Genomic DNA, 17,349 nt, shown 5'->3' with positions numbered 1-17,349 from the left:
TTAGTCAAAACTTTAAGATCTGTTGATTTTTCTACAGCATATTCATGTTATTTTTTAACCAATCATAAAAATACATGAGTACAGGATGTTCTCTAACAAAATTAAACTGAGCCTATTTCTCTGTCTAAGCATGTGCCTAGGCATCGGGATCTTACGTTTTTCCTATACTGCACTCCTCCCTTCAACCCGTGAAGCATTTGGTTGGAGCTCAAGTTTTGCTAGCATCTTAGGCAGTGCCAATTTGCTCGGCTACTTGATCGGTGCATTTTGTGCCATGAAATTACCCCAAAATAAAAGCATGGTAAGCTACATCCAACTCGCAGCTATTGCAGGGACACTCAGTTTACTCAGTTGTGCATTTTCAGGTTTTTCAGAACTTTGGTATAGCACTTGGCGCGTTATTTCAGGGATCAGCGGCGGCTTACTAATGATCCTCTCCCCAAGTGTTGTGGCCCAATGTTCACAGCTTCAAGACCGCTTTAAAATCAACTTTATTGGTTTTAGCGGCATTGGCTTGGGAATCTTAATGGCAACGCTATTTTTGCCTTACATCCAACAAATGTCGACAAAGTGGGCTTGGTTGATTTTGTTTTCTTTTTCAGCCCTGATTTGTATTTTACTCAGCGTGCTTTTGAAGAGTTTTAAATCACAACTCACAACACTCACCGCGATTCCAGCTGCAGAACATAAAGTTGATGGAATTTTCTATTGTCTCTTAATCGTGTATAGCACCAGTGCTTTTGCTTACGTGCCCCATTCATTATTTTGGATTGACTATTTAACTCACACCCTACACCTCAGCCCGATCGGGATCAATTTCAATTGGATTTTATATGGTCTGGGGAGTGCTTTAGGGGCATTTGCTGCTTACTGCCTAGCACAAAAACTGGGAAATATCAGCGCTCTTAAAATTTTATATAGCTGCTATGTCTTCGCGATTTTTATAGCGATCATTAATATCCATCCACTTTTTACTTTTTTTTCTTCTTTTGCTACAGGTTTGCTAAATCCGGCAGTGGTTTTTCTCACCTCTTATACCATTCTGCAAATCTATGGTAGCGCCTATAAAAAGCTCTGGAGTATTGCAACCCTGTGCTTTGCATCTATTCAATTGATCGGTGGTTTAAGCTTTAGTTTTTTACAGCGAATCGGTGTTGATTATTCACAGCAATTTATTTTGGCCGCATGCGTACTCTGCATTGGAACAATGCAACTCTTTTGGTTCACTCGCACAGCAAAATTGAGCAAAAATCTCGTCTAGGCAAATCATATGACATTCAACTGCATCATCAATTACACATACAAAAGTCATACATACAAAAATCATGCATACAAAGAAAAGACCTATATAAATAGGTCTTTTCATTTTGATAAAGAGTGAATGGGCTAAGCTTTTTTTAGCTTTTTCTTTAATTTTTTCAGAGCAGAATTATGCTTTGAAATTTTGTTCAACCTCGCTTTAATTTCCTTTTTAAGTGATTTGGTTTTCTTAGACAAATTCATCTCCTTCTCGTCTACGTATAAAACTTTAATTTCGTTCAATTAGAAAATCGTTTGACCAAATGAACTTTGACTCACAAAGTCTTTAGCCTATTAATGATGTTGTTGACGCTGATTTCGTTGATGTGGCTGTTGTTTCTGTTTTTTTTGGTCTTGTTGCTGTTGCTGTTGCTGATCATTTTGCTGCTGTTGATCAGTTTGTTGGTTTTGTTGATGCTGTTTACGAGACATTTCATTTCTCCTTATCATCATAAGTGTCACAATGTACTGTTACTAGATGTACATCTACTAAAGGACAACAACCAATGTACCGCTAATTTTCATGGAACCAACCCGATAAATGTTTCGAATTACGTCATTGTAAAATTTCTGGAGAATAATTAATTTGAAATCAATCCCCCTCTATTTTCTGCATTACTTAAGTTCACTCGAATAGTGCGGTTTTAAACTTTTAGTAACATGACAAGCATGCCAGACCATCTGATTGATTGCGTGAAGTCACCTTTTGATTGCTGTATTTTGAATTGTATTGAGAAGCTATGATTCTGTGTTTTTAATGTTTAGTCCTAAAAAAGGACTAAATCATTCAGTCCTTTTTTCACCTATCATTTTTTACACTTAGATTGGCAAATAAACTCAGTCCATATGCTCAATGATGGCTTGTCCAAACTCCGAACAACGTAATAGTTTTGCACCTTGCATGAGTCGTTCAAAATCATAGGTCACCGTTTTGGCTTCAATGGCACCTGCGATCCCTTTAATAATTAGATCTGCCGCTTCAGTCCAGCCCATATTTCGCAGCATCATTTCTGCAGACAGAATAATAGACCCAGGGTTTACTTTGTCTTGACCCGCATATTTAGGTGCAGTGCCATGTGTCGCTTCATAAACTTGTACCGCGCCACCAATATTGGCACCCGGTGCAATACCAATGCCGCCAACTTCAGCCGCCAAAGCATCTGAAATATAGTCACCGTTTAAATTTAGGGTAGCAATGACTGAATAATCGGTCGGACGCATGAGAATCTGCTGTAAAAAAGCGTCCGCGATCGCATCTTTAATCACGATTTCTTTGCCAGTTTTCGGATTTTTTATTTTGACCCAAGGACCACCATCTAGCAATTCACCACCAAAGCGCTCAAGTGCGACTTCATAACCCCACTCTTTAAACGCCCCTTCGGTATATTTCATGATATTACCTTTGTGCACCAAAGTGACATTCGGCTTATCATTATCAATGGCGAATTGAATAGCTTTACGTACCAAACGCTGAGAACCTTCTTTAGATACAGGCTTAATCCCGATACCGCAATTTTCCTCAAAGCGAATCTTGGTAACACCCATTTCCTCTTTAAGAAATTTGATCATTTTCTTGGCTTCAGGCGAATCTGCTTTCCATTCGATCCCTGCGTAAATATCTTCTGAGTTCTCTCGGAAGATCACCATGTCTGTACGTTCAGGATGCTGAACAGGTGAAGGAACGCCCTTAAACCAACGTACTGGGCGCACACAGACGTAGAGATCTAATTCTTGACGTAGTGCAACATTTAGCGAACGAATGCCACCACCGACAGGCGTCGTTAACGGCCCTTTAATTGAAACCACAAATTCGCGTAAAGCCTCAAAGGTTTCTTCGGGCATATAGGTGCCATAAATTTTATTGGCTTTTTCACCACAATAGACTTCCATCCATTCTATGGCACGTTTTCCACCATAAGCTTTTTGTACTGCGGCATTCACCACGGTTTTCATCACGGGCGTGATATCAACACCTATACCATCGCCTTCAATAAACGGAATAATTGGATTATTGGGAACATTAAATGATAAGTCTGAATTTACTGTAATTTTTGTCCCATCCACTGGAACGACGATCTTCTGATAACCCATTTTTATGATCCTCCCTGAGAAGCGAGTGAAAAAATAATTGCTGTTTGATAAGACTTTTAATTGCGCTTCACGCATAATACTCTAAAGCAAATCTACCTTTTTTGAGATTTAGATGGGAAATAGCTGCATTTCCCTATTGAATAAATCTTAACCAATTTGAATTATTGTATTTAATAGAAGTTATTTCCTATGAAAATCGTCATCTTAAACAAGCCATATGACGTGCTCTCCCAATTCCGTAAAGACGAAGCGCATATGACCATATCTGACTTCGTGGACGATCCTAGTCTACGTATTGCAGGTCGTTTAGATATGGACTCCGAAGGTTTGGTATTTTTAACCGATCATGGTGGTTTAAATCAGTACATCACCAATCCTGAAAATAAAAAGTTCAAAACCTACTTAGTGCAAGTCGATGGCGACATCACAGAAGAAGCGCTTGAACAATTACGTAAAGGCGTTGAGCTGAAAGACGGTATGACGTTGCCAGCCAAAGCGATCAAAGTACAACAACCAGAATGGTTATGGGAACGTGATCCTCCTGTACGTTTCCGTGCAAACATTCCAACCTCTTGGATTGAAATCCAAATTTGTGAAGGCCGTAACCGCCAAGTTCGTCGTATGACTTCAGCAGTGGGTTTCCCAACCTTACGTTTAATTCGTACACGTATTGGTGCAATCGATTTAGTTCAATTGGCTTTAGAACCAGGTGAAACCAAAGAAATTGAACCGTTACTTTACCCTGACTTTCAAAATGTACCTGCAGAAGAACCTTACCGTTCGCGCTCTTATGTGAAAAAACCAGGCGGTACAGGTGGTAAGCCAATGGTTCGTAAGAATAAAGACGGATCCGTGAAAAAGTCAGGTACAAAACGTATCTGGCAAATGGATGAGAGCGAAAAACCAAAACGCCGTACCAATGGTACAACTCGTCCGAATACTAAAGCCCCACGTGGCCGCGGTCGTAACGGACGTTGATATTATTTCTTAAAAATCAGTTTGAAAAAAGCTTACACCAGTGAGCTTTTTTTCAATAAAAATGAATCTTTGAAGCATAATTTATACAACTTTACTTGCTACTAACGAATCTCTCAGTGATGGCTTTAATACTTGAACCTCACCTGTTTCATGTCTTAATATTCTATATGAATAAATATTTTCAGTTTCTAATCCATAAATATTCTGAAATCTCATCTTAAATTTAAAATCCAAATCATTGATTTTTCCTGATAAAAAATCATTAGTATAAGTGTCATTCAAACAATCTAGCCTTAATTTAAATTCAATAGACTCATCAACTAATATTTTCATTTCACGCTGATAAATTGTGTCATCCAAAGTCATTAATAAAACAATTCTTGATTCATTAATTCTCGAATAAACACTAAAAATTAATGAACATAACTTTTCAGGCTTATTAGTTAATAGATCTCTAATATTAAGAATTTCTAATTTTGGAGTGCATAATTCTAAGTAAGGTTGGCATGAATTATGATTCATTCTCAATTGTTCTGACTGTAGCTGAGCAAGATACCCTTGCTGTTTAACGCTCTCCTTCATCTCTTCTATTTGAAGTTTAAGTGCTTTTTCTTGCTGTTCCAAAGCTTTGGTATTTTGATCTAATTGTTTACCTTGCTGGAGATACCCGAGTATTAACCAAAGAAAAGCAACTGGAGCAAATATACCTGCGAGAAAATCCCCTAGTGAATTCAGCTCTCTATTGGTAAATACAAAATTGTTTTGAAAGCAAAACAGTACTATCACTAAGAACCAAATTACAGTTATCGAAATTCCAATTATTAAATTTTTACTATTCATTTTCTTATAAAAAACCCATACCTAAGTATGGGTTTTACATGAAAATTAAATACTTATCAAATTAAGCCTTCAACCACTTCTCAGCTTTAGCCTGATCTTCCACTTTAAGTTCAACTTCAGTTAATTCTGAACCTGCCGCTTTCACTTCAAAGCTCATCAGTTCATCGCGGCGAAATGCTAGTACGGTATAAGTACCGTCTTGCTTGGCATATTTTTCTGCCAATTTAACCGTCGCTTTTAAACCATCAATTGCAATAATCACATCATTTGCAGACAAGCCAGCTTTTGCCGCTGCACCATCACGACGAGCAGACTGAACCAACACACCTTCAGGCTTATCGACCAGCTTTAAACCAAATGGCAATGATTTGTCATTTTTAAGCGTGTAGCTTAGGCCAAACTCAGGGAATAATTGGTCTAACGGCAATTCATCCGTAGTATTAATCAAATGATTGATTTGTTCTAACCAATCATCACCCGTCAATTCATTGCATAAATTGAAAATAGTCCGTTCATTCACTTGAATGCCGTTTTGTGCGTTTTCATATAGCTTACGCATTAAGGCATCAAGACTTGAACCACGTAGGCGTAAGCCAAGGTCTAAACACAGCGCCACGAGGCAGCCTTTGTTGTAATAACTTGTACCTGCGTTATTTGAGTTTTCATCCTGACGGTAGAATTTCACCCATGCATCAAAGCTTGATTCAGCAACGGTTTGAATCTCACGACCCGGATTTTGCAAATAGCGATCAATTTGTGCTTTTAAAAGCTTGATATAAGAATCCTGATTAATCACACCACTACGCAGCAAAATCAAATCATCATAATACGATGTGAAACCTTCAAAAACCCAAAGCAAAGAGGTATAGCCTTCTTTGTTGAGGTCATAATTCACAAAGTTTTCTGGACGGATAAATTTTACCAACCATGAGTGGAAATATTCATGGCTGCATAACCCTAAGAAACGTTGATAATCTGCCGATGGTTCTACAGGTTCATTAGCTTTTGGTAAATCATCACGCGGACTAATTAAACTCGTACTGTTTGGATGTTCCAAACCACCATAGCTATTCGCCGTTGCTATGGTCATAAAGGTATAGTCTTTAAATGGTGCTGAACCAAACATGGAAATTTCTGTCGAACAAATTTTTTCGATGTCTTGCTGCATACGCTGCGCGTTCATGGCATGTTTGCCCGAAACCACAAATTCGTGTGGAATGCCGTTGGCTTCAAAACTGAAACGAGTTTGTTCCGCCAATTCAAACGGTGCATCAATTAACTGAGCATAGTTATCAGCATACAAGGTATAACGACCTTTTACTAAACTTTTTGACTTCAATCCAGTCGCAAGTTGGAAATGCTTTAACTCAGGTGGCAAGAAAACTTCAACCTCAATGGCTGTATCTTCTTGGTCAACTAAACCTAAACATGCGCAAGCTGGATTGACATATAAACGGCTTTGATCAACATAAGCACCACGGACCGACAAGTCAAAGGCATAAACATCATATTCAACAGTGATCAACTCATGATCAGTATTAAATAAACGCCATTTATTTTTTTCAAATTTCTCTATTTGTAACAAACGCCCATCTTCATCATAAGCTCGAACAGCTTCGATATGCTTCGAAAATTCTCGGATTAAGTAACTTCCGGGAATCCAAGTTGGCAAAAAAAGCACCTGTGTTGGATTTGCCAAGAAACGTGCAGTGACATGGACTAGATGCTGACGATAATCGTCAAATTCGATTTGATAATGCAACATAATGGGCGATATAAAATTAGTAAAAGATAACTTATCAATTAGATTAACATTTTTTACAACTGAATGCGGAACTGTCGCAATTGTCTACAATTATGACTAGTCAGCAGAAAAAAAAAGGCATAGCATGCCTAAAAATTTTTTCGTTTTACCACCAACGGAATGGTTGGTTAAGGAACCTCATTGAAACACGTGATCTACCTCATCGCGCTGCTTAGTTTTCTATGCTCCACGATAGCAAATGCTGCCCTTTTAAATATTGTCCCTGAAACTGTTGAAGCTGAAGCTTGGACCATTTTAGACCCTCAGTCGGGTCAGGTGATTGCAGAACATAATAGCCATGTTCAGCGTGCCCCTGCTTCACTTACCAAAATGATGGTGGCTTATATTGCTTTAAAGGAAATTAAAGCAGGTCATTTAAAGAAAAATGAAATCCTAACCGCAACCCCAGTTGTACAAGTGGTTCAATGGGATGAATCACAAATGTATCTCAAAGCAGGCGAACAAATTTCAGTTGATCAGCTTTTGGCAGGTCTTGTGGTCATGTCTGCCAATGATGCCGCAGTAACCTTAGCTGAACGCATTTCTGGTGATATTCCAAAATTTATTGAACGCATGAACAAAGAAGCCAAAGCTTTGGGCATGAATGACACTAATTTTCAAAATCCAGCCGGCATTACCATGCCAGATCATTACTCTTCGGCGGCTGACCTTGCACGTTTAGGGCAAGCGCTAGTGACCGAAACACCTGACTATTTATATTATTCAAAACAACAAAGTTTTAGTTATAACCAACGCTTCCACCGTGCAACCAATATCTTATTAAAACAAGATCCCACCGTTGATGGCTTAAAAACAGGTTTTACCAAAGCTGCAGGTTATAACTTAGCCTTAACAGCCAACCGTTTGATCGCGAATCCTGACGCGCCAGAACGTCGTTTGATTGTTGTGGTATTAGGGGCGAAAAGTGGCTTAAAACGTGCTGAAGTGGCTCACAGCCTCATGAACTTGGCTTATACCTATACCCGTAATGAAGTTGCAATCAAAGATAAGCAATTAATTGCAGAATTACCTGTGGTTAAATCAACCTTGAAAATGTTTAAGGTAGAAACTCAACAACCTAAGCTGATTACAACTTCACTTTATGATCAAGCTTATGCCATCGATTTAAAAGCTTTTGACCCAACACAGCAACGTATTCTTTTAAATACAGGCAATGGTCAAATTCAAGCCATTGAACCACTTCACGAAACACAGACTAAACTGAGTGTTGAAGTAAATGAAAAAGAACTCACTGCGCCATTGGCTGAAGTGATGAAATTAGCTACCGTTACGGTTTATCAAAATAATCAGCTGATCAATACCTTTGATATCGAAGATGACGTGCAAATTGAAGAAGCCAATATTTTTGAGCGTTTCATGATGTGGATCAAAGGTCTTTTTAGCATCTTTAATACTGATTCAGCAGAAGTTAAAACCTACCCTTTAGGTCAATGATGTGATTATGTAACTTGTAAGACAATTCGTTATTCGTGCAAAAAAGAAGATGGCATACTCGTGCCATCTTCTTTTTTTCAACAATAATAAAATAGGTAATTCAATGAATAACGCTGATGACTCCAAGTTACACCATATTGTCATTGTCGGTGGTGGTGCCGGTGGTTTAGAACTGGTCACCCAACTCGGTGATTTACTCGGTAAAAAAAAGAAAGCGCGCATTACCCTCGTAGATATGAAACTCATGCATGTCTGGAAACCCCTTTTACATGAAATTGCCGCAGGGACGATGTCGGTTAGTGAAGAAGAAATTAACTACTATGCACATGCTGCGAAGCATCATTATGAATTTGTCTTGGCTAAGTTTGAAAATGTTCAGCCTGCTGAAAAAACCATTCAGCTCAGCAAAGTCCAACAAGGTAAATATGAATCCACTCAAGAACAACTGCAACTGAGTTATGACACCCTTGTTCTTGCTTTAGGCTCAGTTTCCAACGATTTTAATACACCAGGCGTGTATGAACATTGCCACTATTTAGACAGCCTGCAACAAGCTGAAATCTTCCAACAAGATCTCTTACAGTTGTATTTGGATGCGCAAAATAGCAATACAGCACGTGAGTTGAAAATTGCCATTATTGGCGCAGGTGCAACGGGGGTTGAACTTTCAGCAGAATTGGTTGAAGCCAAACATAATTTTTATAAATATGGTTTAAATAAAATTCATCCTCAAAGCGTACAGATCAATTTGATTGAAGGTGCTGATCGGATTCTGCCTGCACTCCCTGAAAAAATGGCCGAGCATGCACAGCAGCAATTACAACGCATGAAAATTGAGGTCTTAACCTCTAAACGTGTGGAAAAAGTCGATGCTGAACATGTTTATTTTAATGATGGAAGCAAAATTAAAGCCGAACTAAAAGTTTGGGCGGCAGGCATTAAAACACCAGAAGTAATTTCTAAACTTGAAGGCTTTGAAAAAGACCACATGGGGCGTTTAAGTGTATATGCAACACTACAAACTAAGGCACACCCAGATATTTTCGCCTTTGGTGATTGTGCACATTGCCAACCGCGTGCAGATGAGCCTGTCCTCGGCCCACGCGCTCAAGTTGCTAGCCAACAAGCGTCATTTCTCGTGGATTGCTTAAAGGCGCGTATCCGTGGTCAACAACTCCCTATGTTCGTATTTTCAGACAAAGGTTCTTTAGTCTCATTAAGTAAACATAAAGCGGTTGGTGAGCTTTTAGGTCAGGTCAATGTTCAAGGTTTTGTTGCCAAATCAATGTATGTTTCATTGTATCGAATGCATCAAGCCACAATTTACGGCTACGCACATGCAGGACTATTAACGGCTAAAGATTTTGTTACACGAAAAATCGCGCCTAAAATTAAATTGCATTGAAATTTACAGATCTGCCCCGATTAATGAAAAAAGCATCATTAACATTTAAAAATTGCATTTTTTTGATAAATTTAGTCTACAAAAATGCAATTTCACTTTATGATGTAACCCTTAAAAAATTGAATGGATCAATAACATGACTGCTATTGCAAATAACTCTGTGGTTTCTTTCCACTACACATTGACTAATGCAGAGGGTGAAACTCTCGACCAATCTCAAGGTGAGCCACTAGCATATTTGCACGGCGCTGGTAACATCATTCCAGGTCTTGAAAAAGCACTTTTAGGCAAAACTGTTGGTGAAAAATTCACTGTAACTGTTCCTGCTGCTGAAGGTTATGGCGAATACAACCCTGATCTCGTTCAAGAAGTTCCTGCTCAAATGTTCCAAGGCGTGGACAACATCCAACCTGGTATGCAATTCCAAGCTCAAACTGATGACGGCGTTCAAATCGTGACAGTTAAAGCGGTTGAAGGCGACAACGTTCTTGTTGATGCAAACTTCCCACTTGCTGGTCAAGATTTAACTTTCGAAGTTGAAATCGTTGAAATCCGTGAGGCTTCTGCTGAAGAACTTGAACACGGTCACGTACACGGTGCAGGCGGTCACCACCACTAAGATCTTCTGATCTCTAGTGCAAAAAGGCAAAGTTTTTACTTTGCCTTTTTTATTGCGCCTGATATAGGTATGCCATATAAGAACTTTTCAAACTATTAAATACAAAAAAGCAGGCCACGGCCTGCTTTTTTAAAACGGATAATTAATTCTTATGAATTAACGACGTTGGTTATAAATCTGCTGCGCTGCAGGTAGATTTTTACGCATCGCTTCAATACGTTGTGAGTTTGATGGATGCGTTGATAAGAATGATGAACCTCCCGCACCTTCAAGCTTATTCATTTTTTCCCAAAGCGTAATCGCCGCTTGTGGGTTGTAACCTGCACGTGCCATTAACATTAAACCACCTTGGTCAGCACGGCTTTCCAGAGAACGTGAATACGGTAACCCTATACCGATTTGACTACCTAACTGCGCAGCAGCAGTGCCCAATTGACCGACATTATTGCCTGCGGCACTTAAACCAATATTCAGCGCAAGATCCGTTAAGGCTTGAGCACCCAATTTACTTTTTGCATGTTCTTCAAGAGCATGGACCATTTCATGTCCCATAACCGCCGCAATTTCTGCATCAGTTAAATTTAGTTTATTGACGATACCTGTATAAAATACAACTTTACCGCCTGGAGCGACAAAGGCATTGACTTGGTCTGATTTCATGACCGCCAATTGCCATTGGAACGCTTGACCCGTTTGGTTCATTTGGTCTGCATAAGGACGCAGTTTTTGGAATACAGTATTAATGCGCTTATATGTACTCGAAGAGGTATCGAGCTGATTTTTAGAACGCGCATCTGTCACCATTTTGTTATAACTTTGTGTTGCTTGCGCGTTCAATGTAGCAGTATCCGCTCCTGCCATATCTGCCACTGTCGCACAGCCCGAAATCGTCATTACACCGGCCATACACAGGCTCGTTAGAATTATTTTTTTCATTAAGGATACTCCAGACCATTAAAATATAAGTGAATTTATGGATATTATATTCTTATGGTTTGGAGCTTAAAACGAAGTTATAGCGACTTATAATAGTATTTATGTAATTTTTTTAAGCTGAAAATTGAAGAACCAACCAATAGATTAAACAAACCACATTCAAGCCCAAATACACATGCATTAATGGCTTAATTTTTTCTTCTAACTGCACATTTTTTCGCTTAAAAAATAGGACAGCATTTTGTATCAAAACTATGGGCACAAGAATACAGGCAATAATCACCGACAACCCAATCAGGGCTTGATAAATTAATTGTGGATCTTGAGTTTGGGCACGAATGATCATCATAGCAATAGTGGGTGCTCCCCCCATCGCAAATAATAAAGAATAAAAAATGGTGGTCGAAATATTCTTTTGCATCCTGCACTTCTCTTCCTAATTCAAATTGCATTTTAGCAACTCACCACAAAGTGTATAGCGTACTAAAATGCAACTTTAGTCTTGAAAACCGCAGATATTAACGACGTACACTCGATGGTGTCGCATTTTTATAATATTGCTGCGCTTCCGGCATCATTTTTTGCATAGCAGCAATACGGTCATTATTGCTTGGGTGTGTAGACATAAATTTGCTCAGTGCGTCGTTGCCACTGTTATCATTCGCATTCATTTTTTTCCACAATGAAATCGCCGCTTCTGGATTGTATCCAGCCTTTGCCATCATCACTAGGCCACCTTTATCCGCGCGACTTTCCAAATTACGTGAATACGGCAAGCCCACACCAAATTGACTCCCCAAGTCAAGCAAGGTTGCACCATAGCCACCTGCTGCATTACCTACGTATTGTGAACCTATACTCACTGCAAGATTGGTCAGTGCTGAAGCGCCAATTTTATTTTTTGCATGTTCTTCTAAAGCATGAACCATTTCGTGACCCATGATTGCTGCGACTTCATCATCCGTGAGTTTGAGGGTTTCGACGATTCCTGTATAGAAAACAACTTTCCCGCCGGGTGCAACATAGGCATTGATTTCTTTAGACTTGATCACGGCAACTTTCCAATCAAAAGCCTGACCCGTTTGATTCATCTGATCTGCAAATGGTTTCATTTTCCAGAAAACACGGTTTACTTTTTGATAAGTCGCAGACTTGGTATCGAGCACTTGTTTGGTCTGTGCGTCTTTCAGCATTGCGTTATAAGACTGTGTTGCCTGTAAGTTCAAAGATGCAGAATCAGCACCTGCAAGATCAGCAATCGTGGTACAACCTGATAAAGAAGCTGCTACGGCAAAGCATGCCAAAGATTTTTTATAATTCATCATGATCTCTAGTTATTTATAAAGAGTGTCAAATATATACAAAAAATTGACTGACTCAATATTTTTATGCTTATTTTTTTCAAAATCTTTATTTTTCCATTATTTAAATTTAATATCTGATGTTACCCCGTAAAAATAATTTCACATTTTTTAAATACTTTTAAGTATATTCAACTGAGTCTTACATCTTGGGTTTAAATACAGGGATTAGCCTTCGGCTGGAGGTACACACATGAAACAATGTTTCTCATTAGGCAAAATGAGAAGCGTGCTTCGCAAGGAAACCATCTTGCGGTGCAATGCACCTCACCGACAAAACTCGTTCACTAGTGTCAAAATATTTACAGAATTGCAAAAACATTTTTAATTAAAAGTAGTCCTGTCTCAAACACTTGCGGATGAATTATCGCGTATCATTCTTTTATTTGAATCAAATGGCACTTCGGATGTTACTGAGTACTATCAGTTTATAATACATGCCGTTTTTTGAAGTTATGTTCTTCGCTATATAAAAAAAGCCCCGCTTTCGCGAGGCTTTTACATCTTAATTCAACAGCACATTATGCGTCGAATGGATGACGTAATACGATTGTTTCATCACGGTCTGGACCAGTTGAAATGATGTCGATTGGACATTCAATCAATTGCTCTAAACGTTTCACGTAGTTAATTGCATTTTGTGGCAATTGATCTAGTGATTTCGCACCAAAAGTAGACTCTGACCAACCTGGCATAGTTTCATAGATTGGTTTTAAAGTTTCAAATGCAAGCGCATCAGAAGAACCTACACAACCAGAATCAGCTGCTTCGTAACCTACACAGATTTTCACTTCTTCTAAACCATCTAGAACGTCTAGTTTAGTTAAGCAAATACCAGAAAGTGAGTTTACTTCTACTGAGCGACGTAGAATTTCAGCATCGAACCAACCACAACGACGTTGACGGCCAGTAGACGCACCAAACTCAGAACCGACAGTACCCAAGTGTTTACCGATCGCATCACCAACATCATTAGCAGCATCATAAACAAGTTCAGTTGGGAACGGACCAGCACCTACACGAGTTGTGTACGCTTTAGTGATACCCAATACATAGTCAAGGTGCAATGGCCCAAGACCTGAACCAGAGCTTACGCCACCAGCAGTTGTGTTTGAAGAAGTCACATACGGGTATGTACCGTGATCAACGTCAAGAAGTGAACCTTGCGCGCCTTCAAACATGATTTTCTTACCTGCTTTACGGTAAGCATGAAGTTCGCCAGTCACGTCCATCACCATAGGTTCGATGACTTTACGCCATTCGTCACATAGAGCGATTACATCTTCAACTTTAACGGCTTCAACACCGAAGAATTGAGTCAATTGGAAGTTATGGTATTCAAGAAGCTCTTCTAGTTGAGCTTTAAGATGAGCACCACCACGAACCAAGTCAGCAACACGGATTGCACGACGAGCCACTTTGTCTTCGTATGCAGGACCGATACCACGACCTGTTGTACCAATTTTCGCATTGCCACGTTTTTTCTCACGTGCTTGGTCAAGGGCGATATGGTGTGGAAGGATCAACGGACAGTTTGGAGAAATACGTAGACGTTCACGTACAGGCACGCCTTCTTTTTCTAAAACTTCCATTTCGTGGATTAAAGCTTCAGGTGATAAAACAACACCATTACCAATTAAGCACAATACGTTGTCACGTAAAATACCAGATGGAATGAGGTGTAATACAGTTTTCTTACCACCAACCACAAGTGTATGACCTGCGTTGTGTCCACCTTGATAGCGAACTACCGCAGCCGCTTGATCTGTGAGCAGGTCGACGATCTTACCTTTACCTTCGTCGCCCCATTGGGTACCAAGTACCACAACATTCTTGCCCATAATAGCCTCATTGCATCATGCTGTTAAAATTGGAAAAAACGTGTGTGCCCGCAGGCACATCCGCGATTAAATTTGTTTGATTGTCCACTCGCCATTTGCATTCACCAACTGGTGCGTTGCATACGGTGCTGAGTTTAAATCATCATTACCTAACAATTGAACCACACTGAACCCTTCAGTACGTGCTGCCTCAATTGCCTTTAATAAATCTGCTTCGATGCCTTTTGGTGCAACCAAAACTTGGCTTTTCTGAACTTGACCAGCAGTTAATGCATATAAGTCACAAGAGAAACCTGTTGCTGGACGCGCACGACCGAAGTGTTCACCAATACCGTCATAGCGACCGCCTTGAGCCAAAGGCGCAGCACGGTTTGGTGCATATACGGCATACATTAAACCAGTGTGATAATGGTATGAACGAAGTTCAACCACATCTATACCAATGTGTAAGTCTGGCCAACGGGCTTGGATTGCCGCTTGAGTCGATTTCACTGCATCAAATGCAAGTTTAAATGCTTCGTTATTTAAAACTTCAGCACTTAAATTTGCTTGTAACGCATCTAAATCACTTGCAAAACGACCTAAGGTATAAAAATCTTGACCGAATGGAAGCTTTTGTGTGAATTCAGCAAGTTCAGGTAGAGCTTTACGTTGATACAAGTCAGATAACTGACGTTCAACTGCTTTGCTCAAGCCAGCTTGTTTCACCATGCTGCGGAATAAACCGACATGCCCTAAATCAAGATGGATACCATCTGCATGACCTGCTTTAGCAAGCAAGTTGATCATGACATCAATCAGTTCAACGTCAGCATCAATGCTGTCTGAACCAAATAATTCTGCACCTAACTGTAAAGGTGCACGTGTGGTATTAAAACCCTGTGGCTTAGTATGTAGTACTGTACCAGCGTAGCAATAACGAGCTACACCTTCGACAGGATGTACATGCGCATCAATACGAGCCACTTGTGGTGTCATATCGGCACGCACACCAAGCAAACGACCTGAAAGTTGGTCGATCACTTTAAAAGTGGCTAAGTCTAAATCTTGATTCGATTCTGAAAGAGAAGATAGAGATTCGATGTATTCAATGAATGGCGTGTACACCAACTGATAACCTCGAGATGCGAGGAAATCTAATGCTTCACGACGCAAAGATTCAATCACTTGCGCCTGTTCTGGCAGTACATCAGCTACACCATCAGGTAATAACCATGTCTCTGAAATGGGCATGTTGTAAACCTAAATTCTTGTCAGCGCGGAACAAATCCGCATAAAAAAATCGGGAGCACACCCGATTTCTCCTAGTTTAGCACGATAGTTTTACGCTTGCACACGACTTTTTCATAAAAGATGCTTCAGCATTCATTACTTCATCAACAGCTTTAATTTTTACAACTAAATCTATGTTTATGCTTATATTTTAAAATTCTGTGAACGACATTTTTTAACCATTTGATAAAAAATAATAAGCATTCTACTTTCTATAGATGAAGTTTTAAACAAAGTTATAAATATGATCAGGCTCAATAACTTAATTTAAGACTCGAACATCAATCCAAAGGAAGTGCTGTAGTTTGTTTAACAGCCTGTAACGGTATCTCTGTTTTTACATTTTGCACACTGGCGATCTGCGTTAAATGATGAATCTGAAACTTTCGATAGGCTTCTAAATCTGCCACGACGATACGTAAGAAAAAGTCACAATCCCCTGCCATGAGTTGACATTCAACCACTTCAGGCATCGTTTGAATCGCTGCAACAAAATCATTCACGGTTTTTGCATCTTGACCTTTTAGCCAAATCCGAGCAAACACCGTTAAACTTAAATTCAATTTTGACTGGTTCAGTAAGGCGACATATTTTTCAATATAGCCTTCATCTTCTAGTTGCTTAACCCGTCTCAAACACGGCGAAGGTGATAAACCAACAAGTTGGGCCAATTCATTATTTTGTAGTTTTCCATTTTGCTGTAATGCTTGCAAAATGCGTTTATCTATCTGATCCATCAATAAAGGCACTAAATTTCACAATAAGATTTATTTTAGCAATTTCATTGCACAATAAAAGCAATCTTTCACAAAACAGCTGCCAAATACTGCTCAGATATCCATAAAATATTGCTTTCGATCTCGCTTCATGGAAAACGTCATGTTGATGTTTAGACAAAGTACACTCAATCATACCCATTCAGAGCATTCTATTGAGTTTAAACGAGGTCTAAAAACATCTATTCCAATGCTGCTGGGCATTATTCCTTTTGCATTAGTTCTGGGTGCTCAGGCAACACATAAAGGCTTTTCTAGTTTAGAAGTTCCGCTTTTGACTGGTCTTAACTTTGCAGGTGGTTCTGAATTTGCCATTTTGCAAGTTTGGACCAATCCCCCTAATATTCTCATGCTGATGTTTATTACGTTTTTAGTGAATAGTCGGCACCTATTAATGGGGGCGAGCCTTGTCCCGTATTTACGACATCTCCCGAATCGCACGGTTTATACCGCTTTATTTTTTATGTGCGATGAAAGTTGGGCCGTAGGTTTGGCCGATGCGCAAAAAAAATCTAATGCTTTGGGAATTCAGCGCGCCTTTAGTTTAGGGTCTGTTGACATTTGTTGATTAAAAAAATAGCGAGATAGTAAAATTAAATCGCCAAACCCAATTTTACACTCGCTATGCCTCGAACAATGCTAAATGATCAACACTGGTCCAAGTTACTTGCT

General features: G+C 39.4%; 15 protein-coding genes and 1 pseudogene. 6 read left to right on the top strand and 10 right to left on the bottom strand.

Features of this window, described 5'->3' with window-relative positions; genetic code table 11:
• Nucleotides 1-85: 85 nt before the first annotated feature.
• Nucleotides 86-1,261, top strand: a complete 1,176-nt coding sequence (locus FTT88_RS02220) for a YbfB/YjiJ family MFS transporter (RefSeq protein WP_180004099.1) — start codon at nucleotides 86-88, stop codon at nucleotides 1,259-1,261.
• 332 nt (nucleotides 1,262-1,593) lie between these two features.
• Here the strand turns inward: FTT88_RS02220 and FTT88_RS02215 are convergent, their stop codons facing one another.
• Entirely contained in the window at nucleotides 1,594-1,731 is a 138-nt protein-coding gene (locus tag FTT88_RS02215; RefSeq protein ID WP_180004097.1) for a hypothetical protein, read from the bottom strand.
• Between the two features lie 405 nt (nucleotides 1,732-2,136).
• Complete coding sequence (gene icd, locus FTT88_RS02210; protein ID WP_180004095.1) at nucleotides 2,137-3,390, bottom strand: NADP-dependent isocitrate dehydrogenase; 1,254 nt, start codon at nucleotides 3,388-3,390, stop codon at nucleotides 2,137-2,139.
• 189 nt (nucleotides 3,391-3,579) lie between these two features.
• Between icd and FTT88_RS02205 the strand changes: the two genes are divergently transcribed.
• Nucleotides 3,580-4,368, top strand: a complete 789-nt coding sequence (locus FTT88_RS02205) for an rRNA large subunit pseudouridine synthase E (protein WP_180004000.1) — start codon at nucleotides 3,580-3,582, stop codon at nucleotides 4,366-4,368.
• 81 nt (nucleotides 4,369-4,449) lie between these two features.
• Here FTT88_RS02205 and FTT88_RS17260 read toward each other — a convergent pair whose 3' ends face one another.
• Both FTT88_RS17260 and FTT88_RS02195 read right to left on the bottom strand, forming a co-directional pair.
• Nucleotides 4,450-5,208 carry a hypothetical protein gene (locus FTT88_RS17260; RefSeq protein WP_257223038.1) on the bottom strand — a complete coding sequence of 253 codons (759 nt, stop codon included), beginning with the start codon at nucleotides 5,206-5,208 and terminating at the stop codon, nucleotides 4,450-4,452.
• Between the two features lie 61 nt (nucleotides 5,209-5,269).
• A complete protein-coding gene (locus FTT88_RS02195; RefSeq protein WP_180003998.1) occupies nucleotides 5,270-6,973 on the bottom strand; it encodes a M61 family metallopeptidase in 1,704 nt (567 codons plus the stop codon).
• A gap of 180 nt (nucleotides 6,974-7,153) precedes the next feature.
• Here FTT88_RS02195 and FTT88_RS02190 point away from each other — a divergent pair, with 180 nt between their 5' ends.
• The 3 genes from FTT88_RS02190 (at nucleotide 7,154) to FTT88_RS02180 (ending at nucleotide 10,491) form a co-directional block, all read left to right on the top strand.
• On the top strand, nucleotides 7,154-8,467 hold the full coding sequence (locus tag FTT88_RS02190) for a D-alanyl-D-alanine carboxypeptidase PBP6B (protein ID WP_180003997.1): 1,314 nt from the start codon (nucleotides 7,154-7,156) through the stop codon (nucleotides 8,465-8,467).
• A gap of 103 nt (nucleotides 8,468-8,570) precedes the next feature.
• Nucleotides 8,571-9,872 (top strand): NAD(P)/FAD-dependent oxidoreductase, encoded by a 1,302-nt coding sequence (locus FTT88_RS02185; protein WP_180003995.1) that lies wholly within the window; start codon nucleotides 8,571-8,573, stop codon nucleotides 9,870-9,872.
• Nucleotides 9,873-10,008: 136 nt separating this feature from the next.
• On the top strand, nucleotides 10,009-10,491 hold the full coding sequence (locus tag FTT88_RS02180) for a peptidylprolyl isomerase (RefSeq protein ID WP_078189067.1): 483 nt from the start codon (nucleotides 10,009-10,011) through the stop codon (nucleotides 10,489-10,491).
• Between the two features lie 156 nt (nucleotides 10,492-10,647).
• Here FTT88_RS02180 and FTT88_RS02175 read toward each other — a convergent pair whose 3' ends face one another.
• From FTT88_RS02175 to FTT88_RS02150, 6 genes are all read right to left on the bottom strand, one after another.
• Nucleotides 10,648-11,427 (bottom strand): M48 family metallopeptidase, encoded by a 780-nt coding sequence (locus FTT88_RS02175; protein ID WP_078194384.1) that lies wholly within the window; start codon nucleotides 11,425-11,427, stop codon nucleotides 10,648-10,650.
• A gap of 112 nt (nucleotides 11,428-11,539) precedes the next feature.
• Complete coding sequence (locus FTT88_RS02170; protein WP_078194385.1) at nucleotides 11,540-11,848, bottom strand: hypothetical protein; 309 nt, start codon at nucleotides 11,846-11,848, stop codon at nucleotides 11,540-11,542.
• Nucleotides 11,849-11,945: 97 nt separating this feature from the next.
• Entirely contained in the window at nucleotides 11,946-12,749 is an 804-nt protein-coding gene (locus FTT88_RS02165; RefSeq protein WP_078194387.1) for a M48 family metallopeptidase, read from the bottom strand.
• A 560-nt stretch (nucleotides 12,750-13,309) separates the two neighbouring features.
• Nucleotides 13,310-14,629, bottom strand: a complete 1,320-nt coding sequence (locus FTT88_RS02160) for an adenylosuccinate synthase (RefSeq protein ID WP_078189071.1) — start codon at nucleotides 14,627-14,629, stop codon at nucleotides 13,310-13,312.
• A 66-nt stretch (nucleotides 14,630-14,695) separates the two neighbouring features.
• Complete coding sequence (locus FTT88_RS02155; RefSeq protein ID WP_180003993.1) at nucleotides 14,696-15,862, bottom strand: ATP phosphoribosyltransferase regulatory subunit; 1,167 nt, start codon at nucleotides 15,860-15,862, stop codon at nucleotides 14,696-14,698.
• 320 nt (nucleotides 15,863-16,182) lie between these two features.
• Entirely contained in the window at nucleotides 16,183-16,638 is a 456-nt protein-coding gene (locus FTT88_RS02150) for an Lrp/AsnC family transcriptional regulator (RefSeq protein WP_078189073.1), read from the bottom strand.
• A 142-nt stretch (nucleotides 16,639-16,780) separates the two neighbouring features.
• Here FTT88_RS02150 and FTT88_RS02145 point away from each other — a divergent pair.
• Nucleotides 16,781-17,224: pseudogene (locus FTT88_RS02145) on the top strand (AzlC family ABC transporter permease); the annotation flags it as partial.
• Nucleotides 17,225-17,349: the final 125 nt, after the last annotated feature.

This window comes from Acinetobacter sp. YH01024, assembly GCF_013420195.1.
Classification (GTDB): Bacteria; Pseudomonadota; Gammaproteobacteria; order Pseudomonadales; family Moraxellaceae; genus Acinetobacter; species Acinetobacter amyesii.
The sequence above is the reverse complement of the archived record's forward strand: the minus strand, read 5'-3'. Positions and strand labels throughout refer to the sequence as shown.